This is a genomic window from Duncaniella freteri (assembly GCF_004766125.1).
GTDB lineage: Bacteria > Bacteroidota > Bacteroidia > Bacteroidales > Muribaculaceae > Duncaniella > Duncaniella freteri.
The window spans coordinates 874,267-898,323 of record NZ_SJSA01000002.1; the positions used below are offsets into that span (position 1 = coordinate 874,267).

The 24,057-nt window shown below is 41.5% G+C and carries 22 protein-coding genes; all 22 read left to right on the plus strand.

All coding sequences use genetic code 11. The features are described from left to right. The first annotated feature begins 1 nt into the window (after position 1). The 22 genes from EZ315_RS13870 (at position 2) to EZ315_RS13975 (ending at position 24,040) form a co-directional block, all read left to right on the plus strand. Positions 2 to 1,159: a DNA cytosine methyltransferase gene (locus tag EZ315_RS13870; RefSeq protein WP_170957563.1), complete on the plus strand. Its 1,158-nt coding sequence runs from the start codon at positions 2 to 4 to the stop codon at positions 1,157 to 1,159. A 23-nt stretch (positions 1,160 to 1,182) separates the two neighbouring features. Beyond that, positions 1,183 to 1,806 carry a conjugative transposon protein TraK gene (traK, locus tag EZ315_RS13875; protein WP_135472613.1) on the plus strand — a complete coding sequence of 208 codons (624 nt, stop codon included), beginning with the start codon at positions 1,183 to 1,185 and terminating at the stop codon, positions 1,804 to 1,806. A gap of 8 nt (positions 1,807 to 1,814) precedes the next feature. Next, positions 1,815 to 2,102, plus strand: a complete 288-nt coding sequence (locus tag EZ315_RS13880; RefSeq protein WP_135472614.1) for a TraL conjugative transposon family protein — start codon at positions 1,815 to 1,817, stop codon at positions 2,100 to 2,102. Further along, entirely contained in the window at positions 2,089 to 3,276 is a 1,188-nt protein-coding gene (gene traM / locus EZ315_RS13885; protein WP_135472615.1) for a conjugative transposon protein TraM, read from the plus strand. The genes EZ315_RS13880 and traM overlap by 14 nt, the downstream gene beginning before the upstream one ends. 155 nt (positions 3,277 to 3,431) lie before the next feature. After that, on the plus strand, positions 3,432 to 4,307 hold the full coding sequence (gene traN / locus EZ315_RS13890; protein ID WP_458692937.1) for a conjugative transposon protein TraN: 876 nt from the start codon (positions 3,432 to 3,434) through the stop codon (positions 4,305 to 4,307). A gap of 4 nt (positions 4,308 to 4,311) precedes the next feature. Continuing rightward, on the plus strand, positions 4,312 to 4,896 hold the full coding sequence (locus EZ315_RS13895) for a conjugal transfer protein TraO (RefSeq protein ID WP_135472617.1): 585 nt from the start codon (positions 4,312 to 4,314) through the stop codon (positions 4,894 to 4,896). Positions 4,897 to 4,902: 6 nt separating this feature from the next. Next, a complete protein-coding gene (locus EZ315_RS16740; protein WP_242452607.1) occupies positions 4,903 to 5,568 on the plus strand; it encodes a hypothetical protein in 666 nt (221 codons plus the stop codon). Further along, the gene (locus EZ315_RS13905; protein ID WP_135472618.1) at positions 5,565 to 6,437 is read left to right on the plus strand and encodes a toprim domain-containing protein; all 873 of its coding nucleotides are present in this window, start codon (positions 5,565 to 5,567) and stop codon (positions 6,435 to 6,437) included. The genes EZ315_RS16740 and EZ315_RS13905 overlap by 4 nt, the downstream gene beginning before the upstream one ends. Then, a complete protein-coding gene (locus tag EZ315_RS13910) occupies positions 6,437 to 6,967 on the plus strand; it encodes a DUF3872 domain-containing protein (protein WP_135472619.1) in 531 nt (176 codons plus the stop codon). Before EZ315_RS13905 ends, EZ315_RS13910 begins: the two co-directional genes overlap by 1 nt. Next, entirely contained in the window at positions 6,964 to 7,491 is a 528-nt protein-coding gene (locus EZ315_RS13915) for a glycoside hydrolase family protein (protein ID WP_135472620.1), read from the plus strand. Before EZ315_RS13910 ends, EZ315_RS13915 begins: the two co-directional genes overlap by 4 nt. Positions 7,492 to 7,579: 88 nt before the next feature. After that, positions 7,580 to 8,782: a site-specific integrase gene (locus tag EZ315_RS13920; protein WP_135472621.1), complete on the plus strand. Its 1,203-nt coding sequence runs from the start codon at positions 7,580 to 7,582 to the stop codon at positions 8,780 to 8,782. Positions 8,783 to 9,373: 591 nt separating this feature from the next. Continuing rightward, on the plus strand, positions 9,374 to 10,573 hold the full coding sequence (locus EZ315_RS13925) for a hypothetical protein (protein ID WP_135472622.1): 1,200 nt from the start codon (positions 9,374 to 9,376) through the stop codon (positions 10,571 to 10,573). Between the two features lie 4 nt (positions 10,574 to 10,577). Continuing rightward, positions 10,578 to 11,036 (plus strand): hypothetical protein, encoded by a 459-nt coding sequence (locus EZ315_RS13930; RefSeq protein ID WP_135472623.1) that lies wholly within the window; start codon positions 10,578 to 10,580, stop codon positions 11,034 to 11,036. A 3-nt stretch (positions 11,037 to 11,039) separates the two neighbouring features. Beyond that, positions 11,040 to 12,434, plus strand: a complete 1,395-nt coding sequence (locus EZ315_RS13935) for an FtsZ/tubulin family protein (RefSeq protein WP_135472624.1) — start codon at positions 11,040 to 11,042, stop codon at positions 12,432 to 12,434. A gap of 5 nt (positions 12,435 to 12,439) precedes the next feature. Next, positions 12,440 to 15,835 carry a hypothetical protein gene (locus tag EZ315_RS13940; protein WP_135472625.1) on the plus strand — a complete coding sequence of 1,132 codons (3,396 nt, stop codon included), beginning with the start codon at positions 12,440 to 12,442 and terminating at the stop codon, positions 15,833 to 15,835. After that, complete coding sequence (locus tag EZ315_RS13945) at positions 15,832 to 16,785, plus strand: hypothetical protein (RefSeq protein ID WP_135472626.1); 954 nt, start codon at positions 15,832 to 15,834, stop codon at positions 16,783 to 16,785. The genes EZ315_RS13940 and EZ315_RS13945 overlap by 4 nt, the downstream gene beginning before the upstream one ends. Before the next feature lie 3 nt (positions 16,786 to 16,788). Further along, positions 16,789 to 18,408: a hypothetical protein gene (locus tag EZ315_RS13950; protein WP_135472627.1), complete on the plus strand. Its 1,620-nt coding sequence runs from the start codon at positions 16,789 to 16,791 to the stop codon at positions 18,406 to 18,408. 10 nt (positions 18,409 to 18,418) lie between these two features. After that, complete coding sequence (locus EZ315_RS13955; protein WP_135472628.1) at positions 18,419 to 19,054, plus strand: OmpA family protein; 636 nt, start codon at positions 18,419 to 18,421, stop codon at positions 19,052 to 19,054. A 100-nt stretch (positions 19,055 to 19,154) separates the two neighbouring features. Then, a complete protein-coding gene (locus tag EZ315_RS13960; protein WP_370463972.1) occupies positions 19,155 to 19,805 on the plus strand; it encodes a S1C family serine protease in 651 nt (216 codons plus the stop codon). 238 nt (positions 19,806 to 20,043) lie between these two features. Beyond that, complete coding sequence (locus EZ315_RS13965; RefSeq protein ID WP_135472630.1) at positions 20,044 to 21,039, plus strand: J domain-containing protein; 996 nt, start codon at positions 20,044 to 20,046, stop codon at positions 21,037 to 21,039. A 333-nt stretch (positions 21,040 to 21,372) separates the two neighbouring features. After that, positions 21,373 to 23,457: an SEL1-like repeat protein gene (locus EZ315_RS13970; RefSeq protein ID WP_135472631.1), complete on the plus strand. Its 2,085-nt coding sequence runs from the start codon at positions 21,373 to 21,375 to the stop codon at positions 23,455 to 23,457. A 13-nt stretch (positions 23,458 to 23,470) separates the two neighbouring features. After that, a complete protein-coding gene (locus tag EZ315_RS13975; RefSeq protein ID WP_135472632.1) occupies positions 23,471 to 24,040 on the plus strand; it encodes a hypothetical protein in 570 nt (189 codons plus the stop codon). Positions 24,041 to 24,057 lie beyond the last annotated feature (17 nt).

The following is a 24,057-nucleotide window of genomic DNA, read 5'->3' on the forward strand; positions in this document are numbered from 1 at the left end:
TATGGACAGCAATGGTCTGACAGTGCTGTCTCTTTTCGACGGCATGTCATGCGGTGCCATCGCCCTACGGGAAGCCGGAATAAAGGTCAAACAGTATTTTGCATCAGAGATTGATAAGGCTGCCATAATTCAGGCAACTCACAATTTTCCCGACACCATTCAACTGGGAAGCGTTGTAAATCTTTCGGCTGCTAATCTGCCCAAGATAGACCTGCTGATTGGAGGCTCTCCATGTCAAGGATTCAGTTTTGCCGGCAAACAGATGAATTTCAAAGATCCGCGAAGCGTGCTGTTTTTTGAATATGTCCGAATTCTCAATGAGATAAGAGCCTACAATCCAGATGTAAAATTCCTTTTGGAAAATGTCAGGATGCGTGCTGAGTATGAGAATGTCATAAGCAGCCATCTGGGACTACAGCCTGTCGCAATCAATTCATCTCTTGTGTCCGCGCAAAACCGACTCCGTCTCTATTGGACAAACATACTGACCGCAGCAACTCCACATCTCTTTGGCGAAACAGTTTTCACTGCAATCCCTCAGCCCAAGGATAAGGGAATATACCTTCGTGATGTGCTTGATGATGTGGCTGACACTCGATATTTTCTTTCAAGGAAGGACATTGAGAAATTGGAGAAACAGATTGCCTATGAATCTGAAAACCAAAAGTCATTATCTGAGGAACAATTCATGGAACTGTTCAGAGATATTGATTTTTGCGAAACTTACGCATTGGCTCCTGTATCTTGTTTCTGTCCGGAAAATTGGATTTCAAACCATATCATCCGTCCGTCTCCCGAGATTGAAAGATTCCCGGTGTCTGCGATACAAAACGGTAGAGCAATCAGAGATTGCTCATCGAAAACTGATTCAACCGTAATTATCTCCGGTGCCATAGTGTCACCACAGTTTGGCGGAGGATTCAGACCTATATTATCAGGTAAAGCCCCTTGTTTGCTTGCCACTTCAAGCAATTCAGCGGCTTGCCTGATTATCAATGGCGATGATATGGTGCTGAGGCGGCTGACTCCAAAAGAATGTTGCCGTCTTCAGACAATTCCAGACTGGTATGAATGGGTATGTAGTGAACCTCAGATCTATAAAATGCTCGGCAACGGATGGACAGTGGATGTTATAAGCCACATCCTGCAATTTTTATAAAAACATTTACTAATTAAATTTACGTGGAATTCAAATCACTCAAAAACATAGAAACCTCCTTTCGCCAAATCAGGCTGTTCGGAATAGTGATGCTGTGTGCTTGTGCTGTGATTGCCATTTCATCGGTATGTTTCTCTCTCAGTTTTGCAGAGAAGCAGCGTGAGAAGATTTATGTCCTTGACAATGGCAAGTCTCTAATGCTTGCCTTGTCACAGGACATGAGTCAAAACCGTCCGGCGGAGGCTCGCGAACACGTGCGCCGTTTCCATGAGTTGTTTTTCACTCTATCTCCGGACAAATCAGCAATTCAGCATAACATTGACCGTGCGCTGATACTGGCCGACAAGAGTGCATACAACTACTATACCGATTTTGTCGAAAAGGGATATTACAACCGTATAATCGCCGGCAATATCAACCAAGTTCTTCAGGTTGACAGCGTTGTATGTGATTTCAATAATTATCCCTATATAGCCAAGACATACGCGAAAGAAATGATTATACGCCAGAGCAATGTGACTATGCGAAGTTTGATTACAACCTGTAGGCTCACAAACTCATCCCGCTCTGACGATAATCCAAACGGATTTATAATCGAAGGTCTGACAATTCTTGAAAACAAGGATTTACAGACCGTCAAACGCTAAACAACAAGATGAAATTATCCAACATACGGAGTGCCATATATAATAAGGTGTGGCACTCGCCAAAAACACGTCTCTCTAACTTTCTGAAAGGTAAGTGTGATGAGTTGCCCCATAAGCAACGGCTTATTGTCGTAACCGCTCTGTTCTCGGTATTCATTCTCGTAGCCTTCTTCGTGTTTGGGAATGCCTGCTATAAAATGGGCGCACGTCAAGCCCGGCATACATTCGACATCGAGCACATAGAAGGAATAGACATTCAGCAACCTGTAAATACTGTTGCCCATGAAGTGGATTGACGAACTCAAAGCGAAACTGAGACCAAGAAACGCCGCCGAGAAGGAGAAACTGAAGAAATACCTTATTGTATTTCCTCTGATGTTCCTATCGTGCATCGCCTGTCTTTGGCTGATATTCAGTCCTTCGTCTGACGATGATTCATCCCGTGGCCGTGCCAATACGGAATTACCTGATGGATCCTCGGAGGAAATGCACGAGCGTAAGATTGAGGCTTATGAAGCGGAAGCACTGGAAGCCGAACATAATCAACGTGCCGTAGATGCGGCATCACTGGAGGCGGTTGCTGATACAATAGCGTCTCAACCTGATTCAGTATCGTCAGAAATTGAATCGTCCGCTCAGGCATACCAGTCAGTCCAAGCATCGCTTGAAGATTTTTACATTCCCGAAGACCAATCTGCGGCACAGATTGCTGAATTGCAAGCACGGATTGATGAACTGGAAATGCAGAATGCCTACGCCCAGCAGCAGACTCAGCAGCCCAATGAAGTGGAGCTGATGGAGAAGTCTTATCAGTTGGCAGCGCAATACCTCGGCACCGGCAATGGCGGTCAGCAAGCGGTCATTGTGGACGAGCCGGAGAAAGAGCGTAAAGTTATGCCGGTGAATCAGGTCAACCGCAATGTGGTTTCCTCTCTCAGTGCTGCAACATCTGAACGGTCATTCTCAACCGCTGTCGGCGGCAAGCGTCAGAATTTCAAGAATACCATTTCAGCGTGCATAGCCTCTGACCAGTCGGTAATTGACGGTCAGAGCGTGAAACTGAGAACCCTTGAACCTATGTGGATAGGCAACTCTCTGTTGCCAAAGAATACAATAATTGTCGGCTCGGCACGATTGCAAGGGGAACGCCTTGAAATCACGATTGAAAGTATTGATGCATTGGGTTGTATCATGGAGGTTGACCTCGCTATATATGACTCAGACGGTCAGGAGGGTATCAACATTCCCAACTCTATGGAGTCTGACGCACTGAAAGAAATCGGAGCCAATATGGGTAGCACCGTCGGTAGTTCAATCAACGTATCCACCAATGCCGGAGCGCAGATTGTTTCCGATGTGGGTCGCGGTCTCCTTAATGGCGTGGGCCAGTACCTTACCAAGAAAGTCCGGCAGGTGAAAGTTCATCTGAAATCCGGCTACAAAGTGATGCTCAAGCAGGTTGAGCAATAATCAACAAAACACACCAACAACGAATGAAAACAATCACAAAACTCTTCGTTGTGGCAGTGGCGCTCTTCGGAGCAGCCACCGCTGTCAACGCAAAAACAGTCAAAAACACCTATAACAATGTGTCTTCTGACACTGAAACGGTCGCCGAACACGATATGAATGTGTACGGTGCTAACTATACCGACGGCGACAAATTCGATGGTCTTACCCGAAAAGTCGGCTTTGACCGAATGATTCCGCCTCATGCGCTGGAGGTATGCTACAACAAAACCACGCATATCATCTTCCCGGCTGAGATTACCTACGTGGATCTCGGTAATGAGAACCTTGTTGCCGGACTCGCCGATGGTGCGAAGAATGTGCTGCGTGTAAAATCAGCTTTCAAGTCGTTCAAGCAGGAAACCAATCTTTCGGTTATCACTGAAGATGGTAGCTATTACACATTTAACGTAAAATTCGCCAAAGAACCGCTGTTGCTCAGTATCGAGATGACTGATTTTCTCCATGACGGTGAGGCTGTGAACCGCCCCAACAACGCGCAGGAGATTTATCTGGAAAAACTCGGTCAGGAGTCACCTATGCTTGTAAAACTGATTATGAAATCCATATACAAACAGAACAAGCGTGAAATCAAACATATCGGCTCAAAGCGTTTCGGTGTACAGTTCCTTCTCAAATCAATCTACACCAACAACGGGTTACTCTATTTCCACACAGAACTGAAGAACACATCAAACATCACTTTCGACATTGATTTTGTGTCGTTCAAGATTGTGGATAAGAAAGTTATAAAGAGAACTGCCATGCAGGAACAGGTGCTTGAACCGCTACGCGCCCAGAACTATGTGACGGTCGTACATGGCAAATCAACTGAACACACAGTGTTCGCTCTGGAGAAATTCACTATCCCCGACGACAAGCAGCTCGTTATTGAGGTCGCCGAAAAAGAAGGTGGTCGCCATCAGTCCTTTGTAGTCGATAATGAAGACATCGTAAGAGCCAATGTAATTGATGAACTTTCAATCCAATAAGCCTATGAAGAAATTTATCATTGCCACAATCGCCATGCTCAGCCTCTTCGGAGGCCGGGCAATGGCTCAGCGAACACTTCCCGGCATGAGGTCGGTAGAAGTCAAGGCTAATATGGTTGACGGTTTCTATACCGGCTCAGCCCGTGACTGCGGTTATTCTTTCGGAGTGTATTACTCCGTTTTCAAAGGGAACAATGCTCACGAATGGACTTTCGGCGGAGAGTATCTCCAGACATATAAACCTTACGGAGAGAAAGGTAAAATCCCTGTGGTTGAGCTTATAGGCGAAGCGGGATATAATCTCCACCTATACAGTAACTACTCACAGTTCTTTCATCTCTATGGTGGCATTTCTGCTCTTGCCGGATATGAAACGGTCAACTGGGGTAAGACGCTGTTGTCTGACGGTGCAACGCTCCACAATACCGACGCATTCATATATGGTGGAGCGGTCAATCTTCAAGCCGATTTCTATCTCTCAGACAGAATCGCCCTCACCGCCAATCTCAAAGAGAGATTCATTTTCGGTAATTCAACGGGGCACTGCCATTTCTCCTACGGACTGGGCATTAGAATTATGATGGACTGACAGGCTATGAAATATACTGAGAAAGATATTCCGGGGATGCCGATTACGGCATTCTTGGATGCCCTTGGCGAAAAGTCAGTTGGCGGCTATGGATATTTGAAACTTTACTATGCTCCGTACCGTGATGATGCAGAGGCATTATTAGTGGTTGACACCAAAATGAATAATTGGTATGATCACGGGACTGATGAATCCGGGAATTTATATGATTTGGCGGAACTTACAGCAAGGGGCGACCATCGGAAGGATATTAGCGGCTACATTGTCAAGATGATGAACGAGAATGAAATAGCCAAAGAAATGCTCACAAAAAGAGCCATTGAGCCACAGGTAATACACCTCGACATTGCCAAGATACCGCTCACTGACTTTATGAAGGCATTGGGTCAGGAACACCCGGTAGCCGCCGACGGCGATTTGAGAATCTACAATTCTCCCTACGACTCATCGGCCAAAGGTGCGATGGTTATCAATATCCGCACGAACTTATGGCGTGATACCAAGTCTGGTGCCAATGGTGGAATCTATGACCTCGCGTATGAACTGACGGGCTGTGCCAACAAGTCGGAACTAAACCGATATATTGCCGGTGAGATGAACGCCTTACAGAAAAAGCAGACTCCCAAACCAGAGGAAAAACCGCCAAAACCTAAACGAAAAATGCGCCTATGAACATCGACTCTATACGACAAATCCCTTTGGTGGATTTCCTCAACCACCTCGGCTATCAGCCGACACGCCGCGACAGCAAAGGATTGTGGTTCTACTCTCCATATCGCAATGAGCGAAAGCCGTCTTTCCATGTCAATCCTCGCAAAAATCTATGGTACGATTTTGGGAGTGGTGCCGGTGGCGACATCTTCAATCTTGCCGGAGAATTGACAGGCGAAACAGACTTCATCAAACGTGCGGAGTTCATCGCCCAAAAGATGCAGTTGGCTGTGGAGAAGCCCTACAAGCCAATGCCTTTCAAGGAAGAACCAACTTTTGAAAATGTTGAAATCTCCAGACTGGAGGCTCCGGCTCTTCTGAAATATCTTGCTGACCGTGGCATACCACGCGACATAGCACAACGATATTGTGTGCAGGTCAATTATGAATTGCATGGTAAGAAGTATTATGCCATCGGCTTTGAGAATAACGCGCATGGCTATGAACTACGTAATTCCTTTTTCAAAGGCTCTTATCCACCCAAGCATATCACCCACATCGCCAATGGCAACGCCCGATGTAATGTCTTTGAAGGATTCATCGACTTTCTCTCAGCGGAACGGCTCGGATATAATGACGGTACGGATACAATCGTGCTTAACTCCGTATCCAATCTGAATAAAGCCATTGCTCCACTGAGAGAATACTGCGTGGTGAGTTGCTACCTTGACAACGACAATGCCGGACGAGCCGCACTCGTCAAACTCCAGCAGGAGTTAGGCGATAAGGTAATGGACAAGTCCGCACTTTACCCCAATCACAAGGATCTGAACGACTATCTCATGTCGCTTTATCCCAAACAGACAACAAAATCAAAACTCAAACTCTGATGAAAACAATCCTCAATAGAATCGGCGCAATCCGCGTCACTGCCGCCTGTTTCTTCGGATGCTGGGCAGTCCTCTTCGCTCTCGTGTTCTCTTTCACCTCATGTTCTGACGACCTCGATGTGCAGCAGTCATATCCCTTCACCGTGGAAGTTATGCCATACGCCGACAAAATCGCCAATGGCGAAACAGTCGAACTGCGTATGACCATCGTCCCCGAAGGGAATTACACCAACACCCTCTACACAATCCGATACTTCCAGTATGAGGGGAAAGGTACACTGAAACTTGTCGATGGCCCGACACTCGTCAACAATGACCGCGTCCTAATCGAATCCAAACAATTCCGACTCAACTACACCGCCCGAAGCACAGGCTCACACGAACTTCTGGTCACGGTAGAGGATAATTATGGGACCCACTGGGAACAAACATTTGAGTTCAATAACAACGACAGCGACGACAACGGCGGCACAGGAAGTCTGGTTGTGACTCCTATCAATCCCGGAACACTAACACCCATCGGCAAATGAAGAAACTTCTGATACTCTTTGTGGCATTGTTCTCCCTCGTGGGAACAATGCCCGGCAACGCCGCCTCACAGCGAACTGCCCCCGCAAGGGAGCAGAAAACAAAAAGAAGCATAATGGAATTGCCGCTCTTTGAGCGTGCAGTTCTAATAATCAAGAAGTTTGAAACACTCCATAAGCCGAAGCATTGGCCTTACGTTGGATATGGACATCAAGTTCAGCCGGGCGAACCCTACCGCCGTGGTTGCCAACTAACCGAAGCGCAGGCTGACGCACTTCTTCGCAAAGACTACTCCAAATTCTGTGCCCTGTACGAGAAATATGGCAAAGACAAATATCTCCTCGCTGCCCTCGCATACAACTGTGGCCCCGGTGTAGTCAACAAATCCAGCGTCCTCCGCCTCCTCAAATCCGGCAACCGCAACATCTTCAAAGCCTACACCTCCCATTGCCATTACAAAGGCAAGAAACACAAAGGTTTGTTAACTCGGAGGCTAACGGAACTTGCCGCCCTTTTTCTCCCTTAATAACAGTCTAATAAGTTGCGTCGAAGGGATGCACTCCATTCGGGGTGTGTCCCTTTGTCGTATCTTATAGACTAAAAAACGATACACTATGGCCTCAATAAAAGTAAAATACCGACCATCAACGATTGCAGACCATGAGGGTGCAATCTACTACCAGATTATCCATGAGAGAAAAGTCCGTCAACTAAACACTGAGTATCATGTAATGCCTGATGAATGGGATGAAAACCGTTCAATGGTAACAACAAAGCAATCCAGCGAAAGGAAATCATTCATTCTCTCAATCCGCGAGAGAATCCGCTGGGATGTAGAGCGACTGACCAAAATTGACAAACGCCTTGATGCAGAAGGATTGTCCTATACCGCCGATGATGTGATTGACGAGTTTCGCAGATATGCAAGCGAATACTCATTGTTCAACTTCATGGAGAGTTTGATTATCAAGTTCAAGCAACACGGTAAGACAAGAACCTCCGAAACCTATACAGCTGCACTCAACAGCTTTAAGAAGTTCCGAGAAGACGAAGACATCATGCTCGATTGCATGACCTCCGAGATAATGGAAGCATACGAGGCATGGCACAAGCAGCGTGGCAATTCTCCTAACACCATATCCTTTTACACCCGCATTCTTCGGGCGGTCTATCACCGGGCAGTTGAGGATGACATCATCGAGAACCGCAATCCTTTCCGTCATGTCTATACTGGCGTAGACAAGACCATTAAACGCGCATTGCCTCTTCCCACCATAAAGAAAATAAAGGCATTGGACTTATCACTCTCACCGCCATTAGACTACGCCCGCGATATGTTCCTGATGAGTTTCTATCTTCGTGGTATGAGTTTCATAGATATGGCTTATTTGAAGAAAACAGACCTTAAAAACGGATCAATTGTCTATCGCCGTCGCAAGACCGGACAGCAGCTCACAATCGCATGGGCGCCGGAAATGCAAGCCATCCTCGACAAATATCCCGACAATCCTACGCAATATTTGTTACCCATCATCAAGACAGATGGTATCAACGAGCGATGTGCCTACCGCAACATCGGTTACAACATCAATCACAACTTGAAGAAGATAGCCGACTTGGTCAGAATAAACATCCCCTTGACGATGTACGTTGCCCGCCACTCATGGGCCAGTGCCGCAAAAGCAAAGGGCATCCCCCTCAGCGTAATCAGCGAAGGCATGGGCCACGACAGCGAAGCCACTACCCAAATCTACCTCGCCTCCCTTGACACCTCAGTCGTTGACAAAGCCAATAGTCTAATCCTAAAGTCCCTATAAAACACACGAACGCCTCGGTGCTCCAGCATCGAGGCTATTTTGTTTAGCAATCATCCAAATCTCTAAACAAGAGATACTTATTCAGTTTGCAAAGTTACGAAAAAATCTGGAAATGAGGACTAAAACCGTTAATCAAATTTATTATGTTTTACAACATATAAAGTCTTTACAGCCACTTTGTTGAGCAAATATCACGAGCGAATATCAGTATCTCCATGATTATCAGCGAGCACTAAAAAATCCCAATCTCTTGTTTAGAGTTACCTACAAACAACCAAATAGACATGACGAAACGAACCATCATATATCAGAAAATCACGGAGGCTCCCACGGGTTGTGCCCCTCCATCATTCCGTGTGTTTAGCAAATATTCAAATCTCTTAAAAAGAGATACTTAACCACGTGCAAAGTTACAAAAAATCCTTGAGAATCAGATAATCATCGGCAAAAAATCTGCTTGAGCGAAACCTCCTCTGAAGGATCTGTTTAGCGAATGGGCATCTAACTTAGATGTAACTACCTATCATTTAGTATCTAAACTTACATCCAAAACTCTTTTTAAGAGAGTATTATTAAACGACTTCATACAGAATGAAAAATAAACTAATCATAACATCCCTTATAGGCTTGGCTGCACTGTTTGGTGTAGTTGCGGTAAGTTGTGGCAGTAAAAAAATAGAAGTTAGTTCAACTCCAGTATCGTCTTCTATTCCAAATGATAACCCATGTGTCAAGGTTTTTATAGAAAATTCAGGCAGTATGGATGGCTATATGTGTGATGGATCACAGTTGAAAGATGCGGTATATGATTATGTCAGTGATTTAAATCGCAATACTAACACTACTCAACTATATTACATAAATAGTCAAATAATACCTTATAAAGGCAATTTAACATCCTATATAAAAGCCTTAAATCCAGCATCATTCCGCAAGGCTGGCGGCAATACGGCAAACACGGATTTGGGTAGTATTATTGCTTCGGTTCTTGAAACGGTGAACGATACAACTGTTGCAATATTTGTATCAGATTGTATATTGGATTTGCCGGCCAAAGATGCTCAAAAGTTCCTTACAAACTGTGAGATTCGTATTAAGGATGAGGTAATAAATGCACAAAAGAGAGTTCCTGATTTGGGAGTCGAAATACTAAAACTGGCTTCGGACTTTAACGGAAAATACTTTTATCCTAATGGGTCAGTTGAAATGCTTAAAGATGTGAAGCGTCCATATTATATATGGATTTTTGGCAACAAAAATTATCTCGCCAAACTCAATGCAGCTGTTCCACTTTCTCAATTGACGAAGTATGACCTTAGTGGAATCGTTGCATTTTCCAACCAATCGGCAGTTCCTTATGTTATCTTCAACAATGCTCTGACAAGTAAAACGATAGTTTCTTCTCATGGAGACTATCATCTCACTATTCAAGCAGATTTCAGCGCTACACTGCAACCTGATGGAATGGTACAAGACAAAAGTAATTACACTTTCAATAACTCCACGATAGTAGTAGAAGGGATTTATCCGATTTCAGATCCAAAAAGTAAATATTCGCATTTCATTAAATTCACAATCCCGAAAGGGACTACTATTGCTCAGGATTGCTTGACATTCCATGCCCCAAAACTGTCTTCTTGGGTTTCAGAATCTAATGATGAAACAGGAACTAATATAAAAGAAAATCTCAATAAAACAACAGGCATTAAATACCTTATTCAAGGTGTTGCCGATGCCTATAAGAATGAGAAAATAAGCACTACATTTAATTTTAACGTTAAACGCAAATAAATATATGGGCGAATTCTTTGGAAGTATATACTGTTGGTTTGAGGACTTTTTTGGTCTTGAACTTGCTGAGTATATGTGGGGGGCATCCTCTCCACTCTCACAAAACAATTCTTTCATCGGAATTGGATTTACCATGTTTGGCATTAGCCTTGCAGTGGTGCTAATCTATTATTATGCTGTCAATCATCCACGATTGACCAACTGGTGGGGATGGCTCATTTTCTTAGGGGCAAATGCCGTTGTAAACTTCATCGTTGGATGGCAATGGGTTCTAAAAGACAACTATGACAACAAGATGGTTGGTATAGACCCTTCGACAAATTTGCAGGTTCCATTAAACATAGGGGAATCCGAGATTCTTTGTTTTGGTGTTTCCAATATGATACTCTCAATCCTCGCATTCATAATCTTCTCCTTCATTTTCAAGTGGTGGAGTTCTAATTGTTCACGAGCACCATTCTAAACTATGTCTAAACTATTTATATTCGGCATTGGTGGCACTGGGTCGAGAGTGCTGAGATCCCTAACAATGATGTTAGCTTCGGGTGTTAAAGTCGGAGCAGACGAGATTGTGCCAATCATTATTGATCCTGATACATCAAATGCAGATTTGACTCGAACCGTTAGTCTGCTCAATAAGTATTCTGCAATTCGTGATAATCTTCAATTCAGTACAGGAAATGAGAATCGCTTCTTCCGTACTGAAATAAAGCAGATTATTCCGAACTATACACTCTTAATCAATGATACTGATGACAAATCATTCCAACAATTCATTGATTATGCGTCTATGAACAAAGCCAATCAAGCCTTGACAAAGATGTTGTTTTCAGAAAAGAATCTCCAATCGTCAATGGAGGTAGGCTTTAAGGGTAATCCAAATATTGGCAGTGTTGTTCTGAATCAAATAGCACATTCTTCCGATTTTGAGACTTTTGCAAGTGATTTTAGTGATGGAGATCGCATATTCATTATCAGTTCCATTTTTGGCGGGACTGGTGCGAGTGGATTCCCTTTGCTACTAAAAACACTTCGCACCGGCAAAAATTTTCCCAATCATGATATTATCAATCGTGCCACAATAGGCGCAATCACTATTCTTCCTTATTTCAAATTGAAACAGGATGACGATAGTGAAATTGATTCATCCACGTTCATATCAAAGACTAAATCAGCTCTTGCTTATTACGAAAGCAATATTAGCAAGAATGGCTCTATTGATGCCCTCTACTATCTCGCTGATGATGTGGCAAAGACATATGAGAATCATGAAGGTGGTTCCGCTCAACAGAATGATGCGCACTTAATAGAGTTCCTTGGAGCGACTGCTATAGTGGATTTTTCCAATAGTACCTATACGGGCACATCAAATATGGAATTGGGCATTAAGGATGGGGCCGATACAGTATCATTTAATTCGTTCTATCAAAGGATGCGTAACATGCTCTACAATCCGATGGTTCAGTTCACAATGATGTCAAACGCCCTCACGTACAAAGCCGAAACATATAAATCCAGCTCCTTCAACGCAAATAATGGTAATTTTGAAGATTTGTATAACAGCATTTTCTTCAACGACCTTACCGATTTTTTCCGCAAATACCATGAATGGCTTAAAGAGATGCGCGAGAATAAACGCTCCTTATACCTCTTCAATCTATCCTGTGGTGATAAGCCTTTTGACCTTGTCGAAGGCGTTAAGCCCAAAAGGATTTTGAGTAAATTCTCAGACTATAATCTTGTTACGGACAGACTCAATTCAGCGGTCAGGAATTGCAAGAGTAGTGGTAAGGAGAACAAATTCCTTGAGATGTTCTATCTCGGTACCCAAAAACTTGTAAAAGAAAAGTTAAGCAACTAATCACTATGTCAAAGATATTCCGATTATATAAGGAGGGCACATCCACTTATGAGGACTGGAACAACAGTCCAGCCTTTCCCTATAATTCTGCAAGTCGCGACACGATAGAAGATCCTGACGGAGCATCTGCCCGCCATGAGATTACTTCTATCCCCTCGCCATTCGCTCGCATAGACCTTATAAAGACAGCCTTTAAGGAAATCTGTAAACCCGATAAAAGAACCAGAAAAATAGCGTTAGATGGTCAAACCATTTTTCATAAGATGGTTTCGGATTCGCTTGATGTAGCGGAAATATTTTTCAATATTGATAAATATACCGGCAAGGTCGAGATTATCAAGTGGGATCACTCACTAATGCTTACCGAGTTGGAACAATCATCTATAGCTGGACATCAGTATTTGGCTGATGCCCTGAAAAAATATATGAGTTCTGACTCTAAAACCTACAACTTCGATAAACTGAAGAATATCTACCTTCTGAATTATCTTGAAGGCCCGGATGAACTAAATATTATCGGTGCTACATCTCCTGCAACGCTGTTCTTCAGTAATGCAAATGACCTTAGTTATGTTAATGACATATTCTTTGGTGAGGATAAGCCGTTTGACAGTGAGTATCAGCCACTATACAAGCGTGATTTTGAGTTTATCAAATATTTGTTTGCTCTACGAAAGAGTATTTCCAATTTTGCAGGACTATTTCCTGAAGTTGAGGCGTATCTAAATGCAACGTATAAAGCAATTGAGGATCAAAATAAGAAGAATGAGTTGAATAGCGTAAGTGCCATCGCTCTCAAAGATTTTGATTCTATAGAGGTAAAGGATATTCAGCAGAATGATCTTGTAGAGGTATTAGGCTATACGCTCTATAAGAAGGCTCATCGTCCTGTTTCAACTTCAAGCGATTTTGTAATCAAGACCTCTAAACAGTCTGAAAATCTTCCTTTGGTTCTGCCTATTGAGGCCGGCAACCGTTATAGCCAGTTACAATATACGACAGGCAAATGGGGTAACACCAATAGAGCAAATTATAAGGAAACTGAACCAGAGTTATCAAGACGACAGTTACCATTTGAGGGCTCCATCCATCCATATCTTACAATCAGCGATTTCCTTGAAGATACAATTATCAAGGTTCCCCATGCTCTCAACACCGCGAACTATTTTGATGCCCATATCAAAATAGACAAGCCTGAACTGGCTTTTCTTCTGCCATTAAAACCCTTGTTCTTCAAATATTTCACAGTTGAAGAACTTCGAGGCAATATGCAAGACGGGAAACCAATGGTCGAAATGAAACTGCTTGCCGGTGATTCGGTAAACATAACCATACGTATTCCCATTAAGGGAGCCGGAAATATTACTTACATAGAATATTCTCGCATATACTATAATAATAGTTCAGCGGACATTCAAAATAATGCCGGCAACGTGACCGAACTGAGATTCACGGGTTTCATCATGCCGCAGGTACGCTTCAATAATGCGGCAGATGCAATCTATAATGTTTCGTGCATCCAAGCATCAAGTACAAAGATAGAACTCACATTCTATGCTGATGCTGAAAAAATCGGTATGCCGTTTAAGTCTTGCCGAAATGAGGATCAAGAGATTCTCATAAAGGCTGAGAACTATCTTGTCAAGGGTCAAAACTTCGACTATATACAAGTTAGCTGCAACACATATAGAGGACTTATTGTGCCTGTATTTAAGCCACAACGAAACGTAGAGTCATACGAATTTTCTGTTGACCTCGGCACATCAAATACTCATATAGAATATCGCAAGAGCGGAGAGGCACCCAAAGTATTCTCATTTACTCAGAAAGACCGAGAGTTATGTGAAATGTTCATTCCTCAGAAGAATGAATATGGCTATCTGGAAGACTTGCAAGCAGAGACGGAACTCATAGAAAAGGATTTTATTCCCGGTGAAATTGGCAACGGTGACTTTAAGTTTCCAACAAGAACCGTCCTTTCATGTGCCAAGACGGTGGATTGGAGTAAGACCATTGATCCATTCACTCTCGTAAACTTACCGTTTACATACGACAAACGCTCGGATTTGTCGTATAACAACCTCAAATACAACATCAAATGGGGTAACGGGGAAGATATGCGAGTTATGGAATCATACGTCCGTACTCTAATGTTAATAATTCGCAATAAAGTATTGTTGAATAATGGAGATCTCTCCAGAACTAAAATCACATGGTTCTATCCCATCAGTATGGCACCCAAGCGCCTGCGTCGCTTAAAAGAAACATGGGATGAGGCGTACAAGGAATACTTTGGTGATGGAGTGACGAATAGCATGACAGAGTCTGCCGCTCCAATTCAATATTTCTTCAAGAGATACTCAACGGCAACCAGTCTTGTGAATGTGGACATTGGTGGTGGCACTACGGACATCGCATTCGCGAAAGATAAGGTCATCAATTATGTTACATCGTTCAGATTCGCGTCAAATGCTTTGTTTGAGAACTCATTCTCAACTCTTGATAGTCACAATGGGATTGTGGATTATCACAAAGGCAACATTATCAAACTTCTTGAAGAAAAGAATCTGTCAGAATTGATTCGAGTATTCAACAGTACCAACAATGAACATCCATCTAATATGGCATCGTTCTTATTTGGGCTAAAGGATAATTCTCTTCCCAGAGCAGTTGGCATCAACGATAAGGCTATCGACTTTAATTATCTTCTTCAAGAAGATGAGGATTTCAAGATTGTCTTCATCGTGTTCTATACCTCGATTATCTATCACATCGCCCAGATAACGAAATCTCTTGGTTTGGACGTACCACGACACATATCTTTCAGTGGTAATGGCAGTAAGGTCATTCGCGTCATTACAACCGACTCAAAAATACTTGCAAAATATACCAAGTTAGTATTTGAGAAGGTTCTTGGCAAACCGTATGGAAAAGAACTTGAATTACTTGGTCTTGAAAAAGATTCTAATCCCAAAGATTCCACTTGCAAGGGTGGACTTATTGGGGTTGAAGAAGAGGATAGCAGGGACAAAACTATTGTCTTTAAGAGCGATTGCACCGGAATCGTTAGTAATATGGATACATACGCAACTATAACTGATGCGTATAAGGACAAGACTGTAAAGGCTGTCGAGGCATTCTTCAGATTTCTATTTGTTGATATGAATAATGCGTTTAACTTCGATAAGAATTTCGGGGTTAAAATGTCTTCATTCAAAGTTGCTCAAGAAGCAGCGACAAAAGACCTTGCAACATTCCTCGATAAAGGTATTACGCAACGTATGGAAGAAACGGAAGCCGATGATGTAATAGAAGAAACGTTCTTCTATTACCCAATAAAGGGCGTACTACAATCAATGTCCACTGAAATTTTTAACGCTTTAAGAAGTTCACAAGGATGAAAACATTGAGAACATTCATAATTATGGTCGTCCTCATTATTGGAGGAATGGCTATGACTGGCTGTGAAGATAGCAATGCTACTAACAACCCGGAATCAGTCACCACTAACGGACAATCTGAGTCACAGACTGGGGAGAAACCTTTGGATTCCAGTGAAAAAAAGCAGGTTTTAGATTCTATCAACGTTTTAGTATCTCAGATTGAATCATTATCCAAGAGTCAGGAGGCGAATGCTAATAACCTCGTCGAGGTTAAAAAGGAAATATCAGATTTGAAAGGGTCGTCTCATTTATATGACCTGATTTCGTGGGTTATTGCAGCGATTGCTTTATTAGTTGCTATTATTGCGCTAATCAGACTCAGTTCAATTCAGAAACGCGCTAACCGGCATCGTAAAGATATAGGAGAAATAGAACAAAGAGTTTATTCATTAGAACAGAAAACAAATACTGTGCCAGTACGTACTAAAACTACAAGTTCTGGCCTCAGCAATAGTGAATACACTTCATTGACTTCTCGAATATATGAAATTGAACGTCAACTTGAAAGAATGAATCAGGGCTCAGCTTACGAACCACAAAACGCAGTTATGAGCAGTCCTGTAACTGAAATAAGACGTCCTTCTGTCAACGAACAATCGGGTTATTTTGGGCTCCCTACTCAAATGTCTTTAACAGAGGCATACTTTAAGCGTTTGTCTGACATTCGTGAATCAGATTCTCGATTTACTGTTGAAGTCAGAAATAACAGAGCTGAATTCAGACCTTTGGAAGGTACCCAATATCTCAATGATTTGAAATCCAACGATTCTATAAAAATGGCTCTTGACTTTCAGGGATGTGCTCCTTCAGAAGCAACACAAATGAAAGTTATACTTCCTGGAGAAGCAAAAAAGGATGGAGATCGTTGGATAATAACCAAGAAAGCAACAATTGCACTTTATATATAAGCCATGCACGCATTAGTACCTGTTATTATCATAGCTATCATTTGTATTCAGGTATTCTTTTTCGTAAAGAACCTGTTGCGCATGAATCAATTCAGTAAGATTTTTTCTGAAGAGTCATCGTGGCGTCTTCGTCGTAACAAGCAGACAAATCTCGTTGACGGTGTATATGGCGCAGGGAACACAATTTTTGAGTCGATTAAGAACTCAATAAATAAGTACCTCGGAAATAATTCAGGATCAGTTATTGATTTTGGTTTGCTTAAAGACGCCGTTGACCGCCATTGCGATTCGGTAGAAAACGACATTGCGACACAGACTCCTATACCTTTGTATTGGGGTCTTGCCGGAACAATGGCAGGTGTTATTATTGGTCTTACTGACTTATTGAAATCGGATGCTATTCTAACTTTAATGGGTAGTTCCGGTGGTGTCATAAATGTTGCTTCAGAGAATGCTGCATTAGGTATCAATGCACTGCTTAGTGGTGTTGCATGGGCTATGCTTGCTTCAATTATAGGCATCTTGCTCACAACCGCCAATTCACTGCTTTTTAAGCGTTGCAAACTGAAAGAGGCAAATGGGAAAAATTCATTTCTCGCATGGATGCAATCTGAACTTCTTCCAGAATTGCCCTCAGATACGTCGCAAGCATTGAATAACCTTGTCAAGAATCTCAATAAATTTAACAATACCTTCAAGGAAAACACTTCTAATCTTGGCAATGCTCTTAATGCTGTTAATCAATCATACGCAATACAGGCGGATATAATCAAAGCCGTTCATGACATGGATGTTATGAAAATGGCTAAAGCGAATGTGCGTGTGCTTCAAGAACTTAAAGAGTGTACCGACAAACTCGAAGCCTTCAATGAATATCTTGATGATATTGAGGGCTACACAAGTGCAATTCATAGATTTGAAGCTCAGTTTGGAGAACAGGCTGATAGACTGCATATTCTTGAAGAAATTAGAGATTTCTTCCGTCGTCATAAGAGCGAAATTGCAAAAACTACCGCAGATGCAGATAAGACGCTTCAGGACTCCTTGGAAAATATCAAAGAATCCACTTCTGAGAATGTCAATGAAATGCAGAAACGCTTTGTAGAACAAAGTGAACATTTCAAAAAGATACTTGAAGATGAAAAAGAAGCGTTTGAAAGATTTATGACTCAGATGAACGCTCAGTTCAGTGCCCAAATGTCTAATATGCCTCAATTGGCAAAACAACTTGAAGAGATTTCATCTATCCCGGTTCGCTTGGATAAGTTGATTGACAAGGTGGAAAAATCCAATGCCAAGTTAGCTTCTGACATTTCTTTTGCATTAAAACAATCAATGCAGACTGCAAAAGTAACAGCTCAACTTAGTAGTGATGGAGGGACAGTAATAGCCGGTCCCTCCATGCCATCATGGATGAAATGGACTGCAATTTCAGCACTGGTAATAATTGCAGCTGCGTGTGTTTTCAATGTTGTAGTTTACTTCTTCCCCAAGGAAACAACGGTACAGTCCCAGCCTACGTTTCATGAAACCGTTCAATCTACGCCTGTATCCACACCAGTTGTGACAGATACCGCTGATTCATCAGTTGACAATACTGCTAACGCTGATTCTGTTAAATAAGACTAAGACAATGGCACAGAAAAAAGAATCGTTCTTTTGGACAAGTTATTCAGACCTCATGACGAGTTTATTTTTTGTTATGTTAGTACTGTTTATACTTGTCATTGTCTTACTACACAAGCGAATGGAGGCTACCGAAGCTCAACTTCAAGCAATAAAAGAGATAGCAACTTCAACAGAAGACTTAACAAAATCTGATTATTTCATTTATCGACCGGACTACAAAAAATATGTCCTAAATGTACAGGGTAAGTACCCAAAGGGGAAGGCAGATCTCAATGATATTATAGCTCCTGACAAAGAAGAACAGCTATCAAATCTTGAAAATGCAGGAAAGGAAATTCAAAAATTTCTTTCAAATCATAGCCAAAATCAATATGTGCTAATTGTGGAGGGACAGGCTTCTCGTGACCCCTATCTCTATAACTATGAGTTAAGTTATCAAAGAGCGTTGGCACTTATGAGGTTTTGGGTTGAACAGAAAGGAATTTCTTTTGAAAACAACTGTGAAATCTTGATTTCAGGCAGTGGCGATGGTAAACTTGATACACACTCTATGCGAGAGAGTGTTGAAACCGAGAACCAACGATTTCTTATACACATCTTACCAAAGAACATCTTTGAATCAACGAATGAAAACAAGTAACCTAATAATTGCAATACTCACAAGTTTGTGTCTTGTATCTTGCGCACATAAGTCAGGCCACAACAGACCTCAGGTAGCTTCTCATTCGGGAAATTCCGAAATGAGTAATAACCAGCAGTCAAATGTTACACGTGGCAGTCAACGCAATTTGAATGTTACGGTTTCCAATAATCGTGGTGATAAGAATAAACTTGACGGATCAAAAATCTTTGCCAAGTATAATACTGCCGTATTCATGGTATTTACCTCTGATGGATACAATGGCTATCAGGGTTCTGGATTTTTCATAAACTCTGATGGACTCGCCGTCAGTAACTATCATGTATTTCATGGCACGAATATAGGTGCGGAGCAAATCAAACTTGCTAACAGTGATGAGGCATATAAGGTGGCTGAGGTAATTCACAGTAGCGAGGACGAAGATTTTATTGTTTTCCGAGTAAATGTGTCAAACACCAATTTTATCCCTCTTGCAAAATATAAGCCGCAGGTGGGGGAAAAAGTATTCGCTATCGGCAGTCCCCGCGGATTGGAGAATACATTCTCGTCCGGAGAAGTTTCACAATGGCGCGATAAGAATCTTATGCAAATATCAGCACTCATCGATCATGGTAGTAGTGGTGGAGCTCTTATCAACGAATACGGTGAAGTGGTGGGCATTACTTCTGGAACGTTTGCAGATGGATCACAAGCAAATTTGAACTATGCATGGAGCATTGATGCCATTAAATCATATATAAACTGTAAATAAATCACCTAAATCATTATATCATCATGCAATTACTTTTAGTTTGGCTAATCTTTACAGTGCCTGCGTGTATTCTGCTTTCAAAAAAGAATAGAGGTGCTGGATACTACATTCTCGCAATTCTTTTCCCTCTCATTGGGTTGATATTTGCATTGTGCTTGAAAAAGCTCAATCCAGAGGAAGAAAACGTTACACCTCCAGCTCTTGACATCACTGAAGAAAGTAAATAATCATCCTAAAGATGAAGAACTACTACGACATCTTGGGATTGTCTTCATACGAAGATTCCCAAGATGTAATTTTAGATAAGTATAAGGAAGTCACGACACAACTTAGTTCTCATGTCTTGGATAAAGATATGAGAGGACAGCTTATTGCTGTTAATGAGGCATTTTTAGTATTGTCTGATGAGGAACTAAAGAAAAAATACGACTACGCGTTGAGCAGCAACCTTGTGAACGAGGAATTGCTGAAACTTCTTGCTTCGAAACGGCAAAAAGCGGAGCAGTTTATCAACGATAAATTATCCAATGCTCCAAAGAAGAGAAAAAAGAACAAGTGGCCCGCAATTATATGTGGATTCTTTTTGCTATCAGCATTAGGAACGATTTCTCGGACTTGTTCTCAAGCATATATGCAAGAGAAAAGTTCTCATGCTGAAATTATCCAATCATTCTCAACGCCGTCTGATTGGGCTGAATATAAGATTGACAATGCTTTTTCTCTCTCTGTTCCAAATACTATGGAACTGCGAAATGATTACGACGATTACACCAGATGGATGTCAAATAACATTGGGTTAATAAGCAGTGCTGATGCGGTATTCCAACAAAAGGATTTGTCTTCAATGACAGAAGATGCCTATAATACTTATGCACGAGTGCTTATACAACATTTCTCATTTTCAGCGGGAGAGGTCGAACACCACTACGAATCTCCGGGATTAGTCTCTGAGGACTATCGAAATCTCCGGGAAATGGTTGACGAGGAAATTAAGCCATACACATATATTGAGCGTCCAACTTGGCGGTGGATTGATATAGATGGGACTAAAGCGATAGAAGGCTCTTATAGACGGAATGGAGATGATGGCCCTGTGAAATGCAAATTCTATCTTTTGTCCAACTACAGTGAAATGGCTAAAATTCTTGTAACGTTCCGAGAAAAGGATAGTGACCGATGGGCTTCAGACCTTGACAATGTCATAAGAACATTCAAATGGGAATCACCAAGATAAATACCGTCCGTAGAGTATGCTCTATATTGTCATTCTTCGTTATCATGATTTCATTACAATCATGTAATACGGAGCAAATCGTTTATGTATGTACCGGTCCACAAGCATACGCCTACCACAATAATTCAGATTGTTATTTGATGACTTCACATTGTACTGGAGCAATCAAAGAAGTAACGATTAGTAGAGCCAAAAGAGTGAAGAGAAAACCTTGTGGCAAATGCGCCAATGAATAATTATATATAGAATGATAGATAGAAACATATAAATAACTTGAACATGATTTGGTTTGGGATATATTTGGCATGTGTCATTGTTTTAGTCGCCATAATAATGGGCTTCAAGAGTAACTTGTCAAAACGACAGAAATTTTTAACAGTAGCATTGGGGCCTCTCACAATTATCGTTCTTTTTGTGGGTGTCATAGTTATTTCAATTGACCATATTATCAAGCACGGTTTTCATGATTTGTTACCTAAACGAAAAGGGAAAGCTCATCCGTTAAAAGCTGATGATTTCAAATATTGGCCCAAGGATACTATTCTATCCGGTAGTGATAAAATGACGATAGACGAATTTAATGTTAAATTCAATAAGAATATCCGTCTTGATGATGTTTATGGCCAAGCCTATGAGTCTTCTCTTACACCTGAAGAAATATTCAATTGTAAAAGTCGAATAGATGGTCGGATTGGCGTTGAACCTAATATGCCAGATTCAGAATACAAAGCCATCACGATAGCATTTGCCCGAGCTTTTGTCAGTGGTGATTATTCTACAATACAAGACAAACTATCCGATAAGACATATTTAACTCTATATAAACGCAAAACGTTTTCGGGAGCAAAAACTATCATAGAGTACTTCAAAACTTGGAAAAAGAAGGCCGATGATGAAAAGGTGTGGTATAAGGTTGATGTGGCATGGAATCCGAATCAGTGCCGACCTTCTGTATCTGTGCAAATCAAGGGATATAACAATATGGTGATTTTCTTTTTCATCAAGAATGAAAAAATTGACCATATAACTTTTGCGCCCTCACATCTTCAGGACTATGGTTGCATATATAATGATATAGACAGACCTCTGCTATCATTGGATTTTGTATCTCAATACATTACCGGGGACTCTGACACGCAAGAAAATCATTTGGTCTGTCCGTCCTGTGGCACTGATTCTGCTCTCATCGACTGGTATGATTTCTACATGGATTTAGGTCCGGTCGGATATTCCGGTAAATTGACCATCTGCCCTGACTGTGGAAGATTGGTTGAGTTAATGCCAGACACTCGGTATCGTCTTGATCCATTTCATAAAGTAAAGCAAAAGGCTCATGTAATTTCATCAACCCAATCAAAATCTTTCGTCCTTCGAATTAAAGGGCAATATACATTTGAAAACGATGACCCTTGTGAAAAAGAAAAAAATAGACAAGGTATTATAACAGCTAATAATGGAGCCAGTGAGGAAGCCCTCAAAATTTTTATAGACGCAGCGGAAAAAGGCAACCTCGATTCAATGATAAATGTCTTTACTGTCTATTGGGCTAATGAGGGACAATATAAAGAAGCAGCCGAATGGTTAAAGTATGTGGCTGGTTCTGCGTCACCGTCTCCTCATTGCTTATGGAACTTAGCTGTAATGTATTTCCTCGGAGAAGATTTGGCAAACAATCCTATAGTGAAAGATATTGACCGTGCTAGAATGTATTTGTCTCGTTTGCTTAAACTCGAAAACGATTCTCGATATTCATCGTATTTAAACATCTTCAATGAAGCGAGAAGCTTCATTTCATCCTTGGACAAGTTCAATATATTCTCCGGGGCCGGGGACTCAATCCATGACATTATAGTTAATAGCATCTGTAAAACGACAGACATAAAAGATAAGGGAGAACTATTTTTTCGGGCGAAAAGCATCCGTCTTAAAGATGGTCTTAAACTTGGGGCTTACATAGCATCGGTAAAAACAGAATCCATTGGTGATGAAAGTCATTTCTTCGTTTACAATGAGACCGGAACCGAAGAGAAACTAATACCTGAGCACCTCATTGTAGATAAAACTGCGATGGGTGCATTTCAGCTCTATCTGGTATTGACGGCACATACTGTCATGCCGGTATTCTGGCACGGTGGTTACATTGTCCGCGATTTCATCTTTAATCCTGATGATATAACAAAGATTAAGCCTATTCAAAATTATGACTTTTCCATTTTACTGAAGGATGACAATTTACTACCGAAAGTAGAGCTTGCTTCGGATAAGAGTTATGCAGACGTGTATTGCTCTTATTGGAACGATTGGGAGGGTCTAATCAGAGAACATTATCGGATTAAGTTTAACGCTGACGGAACCGCAAGCGTTGTAGCAAAGGACAAGTTCACTTTCTATAAGTATGACTGCGGCATCTGTTTCTAACTTTGAAAAAAATATGAGAAAATATATCATGCTTTATGTGGCTACAATTGCCATATCTATACTGTCAACATCTTGTTCAAACAAGGCAAAAGAAGAGAGTATTGGAACTGGAGAAGTTGACGTAAATGAAATATGTCTCGATGTTGAAAAATATAATGATGTCTGCTACTATTTTGAAGATGAATTCGACGAGGATGTTGAGAATATTGAATTTGATGACGAGTCCGGTCTTTATTTCGTTCATACTACTTCTGGTCTAACATATACCATTATGAATATGGGAGGCGGGATGTACACCATCTATGATACTAACGGCAATAGCATGACCTCTATGGACTTGGGGGGAGGTATGCGAGTTGCCAGTGACAACTATGGAAATACGTATAATACAATGGATTTAGGTGGTGGGATGAGTGTTACTACTGATAATAACGGTAATACATATAACACTATGGATTTAGGGGGCGGGATGACCATTACAACCGATAACAATGGGAATTCATACAATACAATGGATCTGGGAGGAGGCATGACGGTCATAACGGATAATGAAGGAAATTCAACCACGATTATGGAGTATTGATTCTTTAGTGATACAAA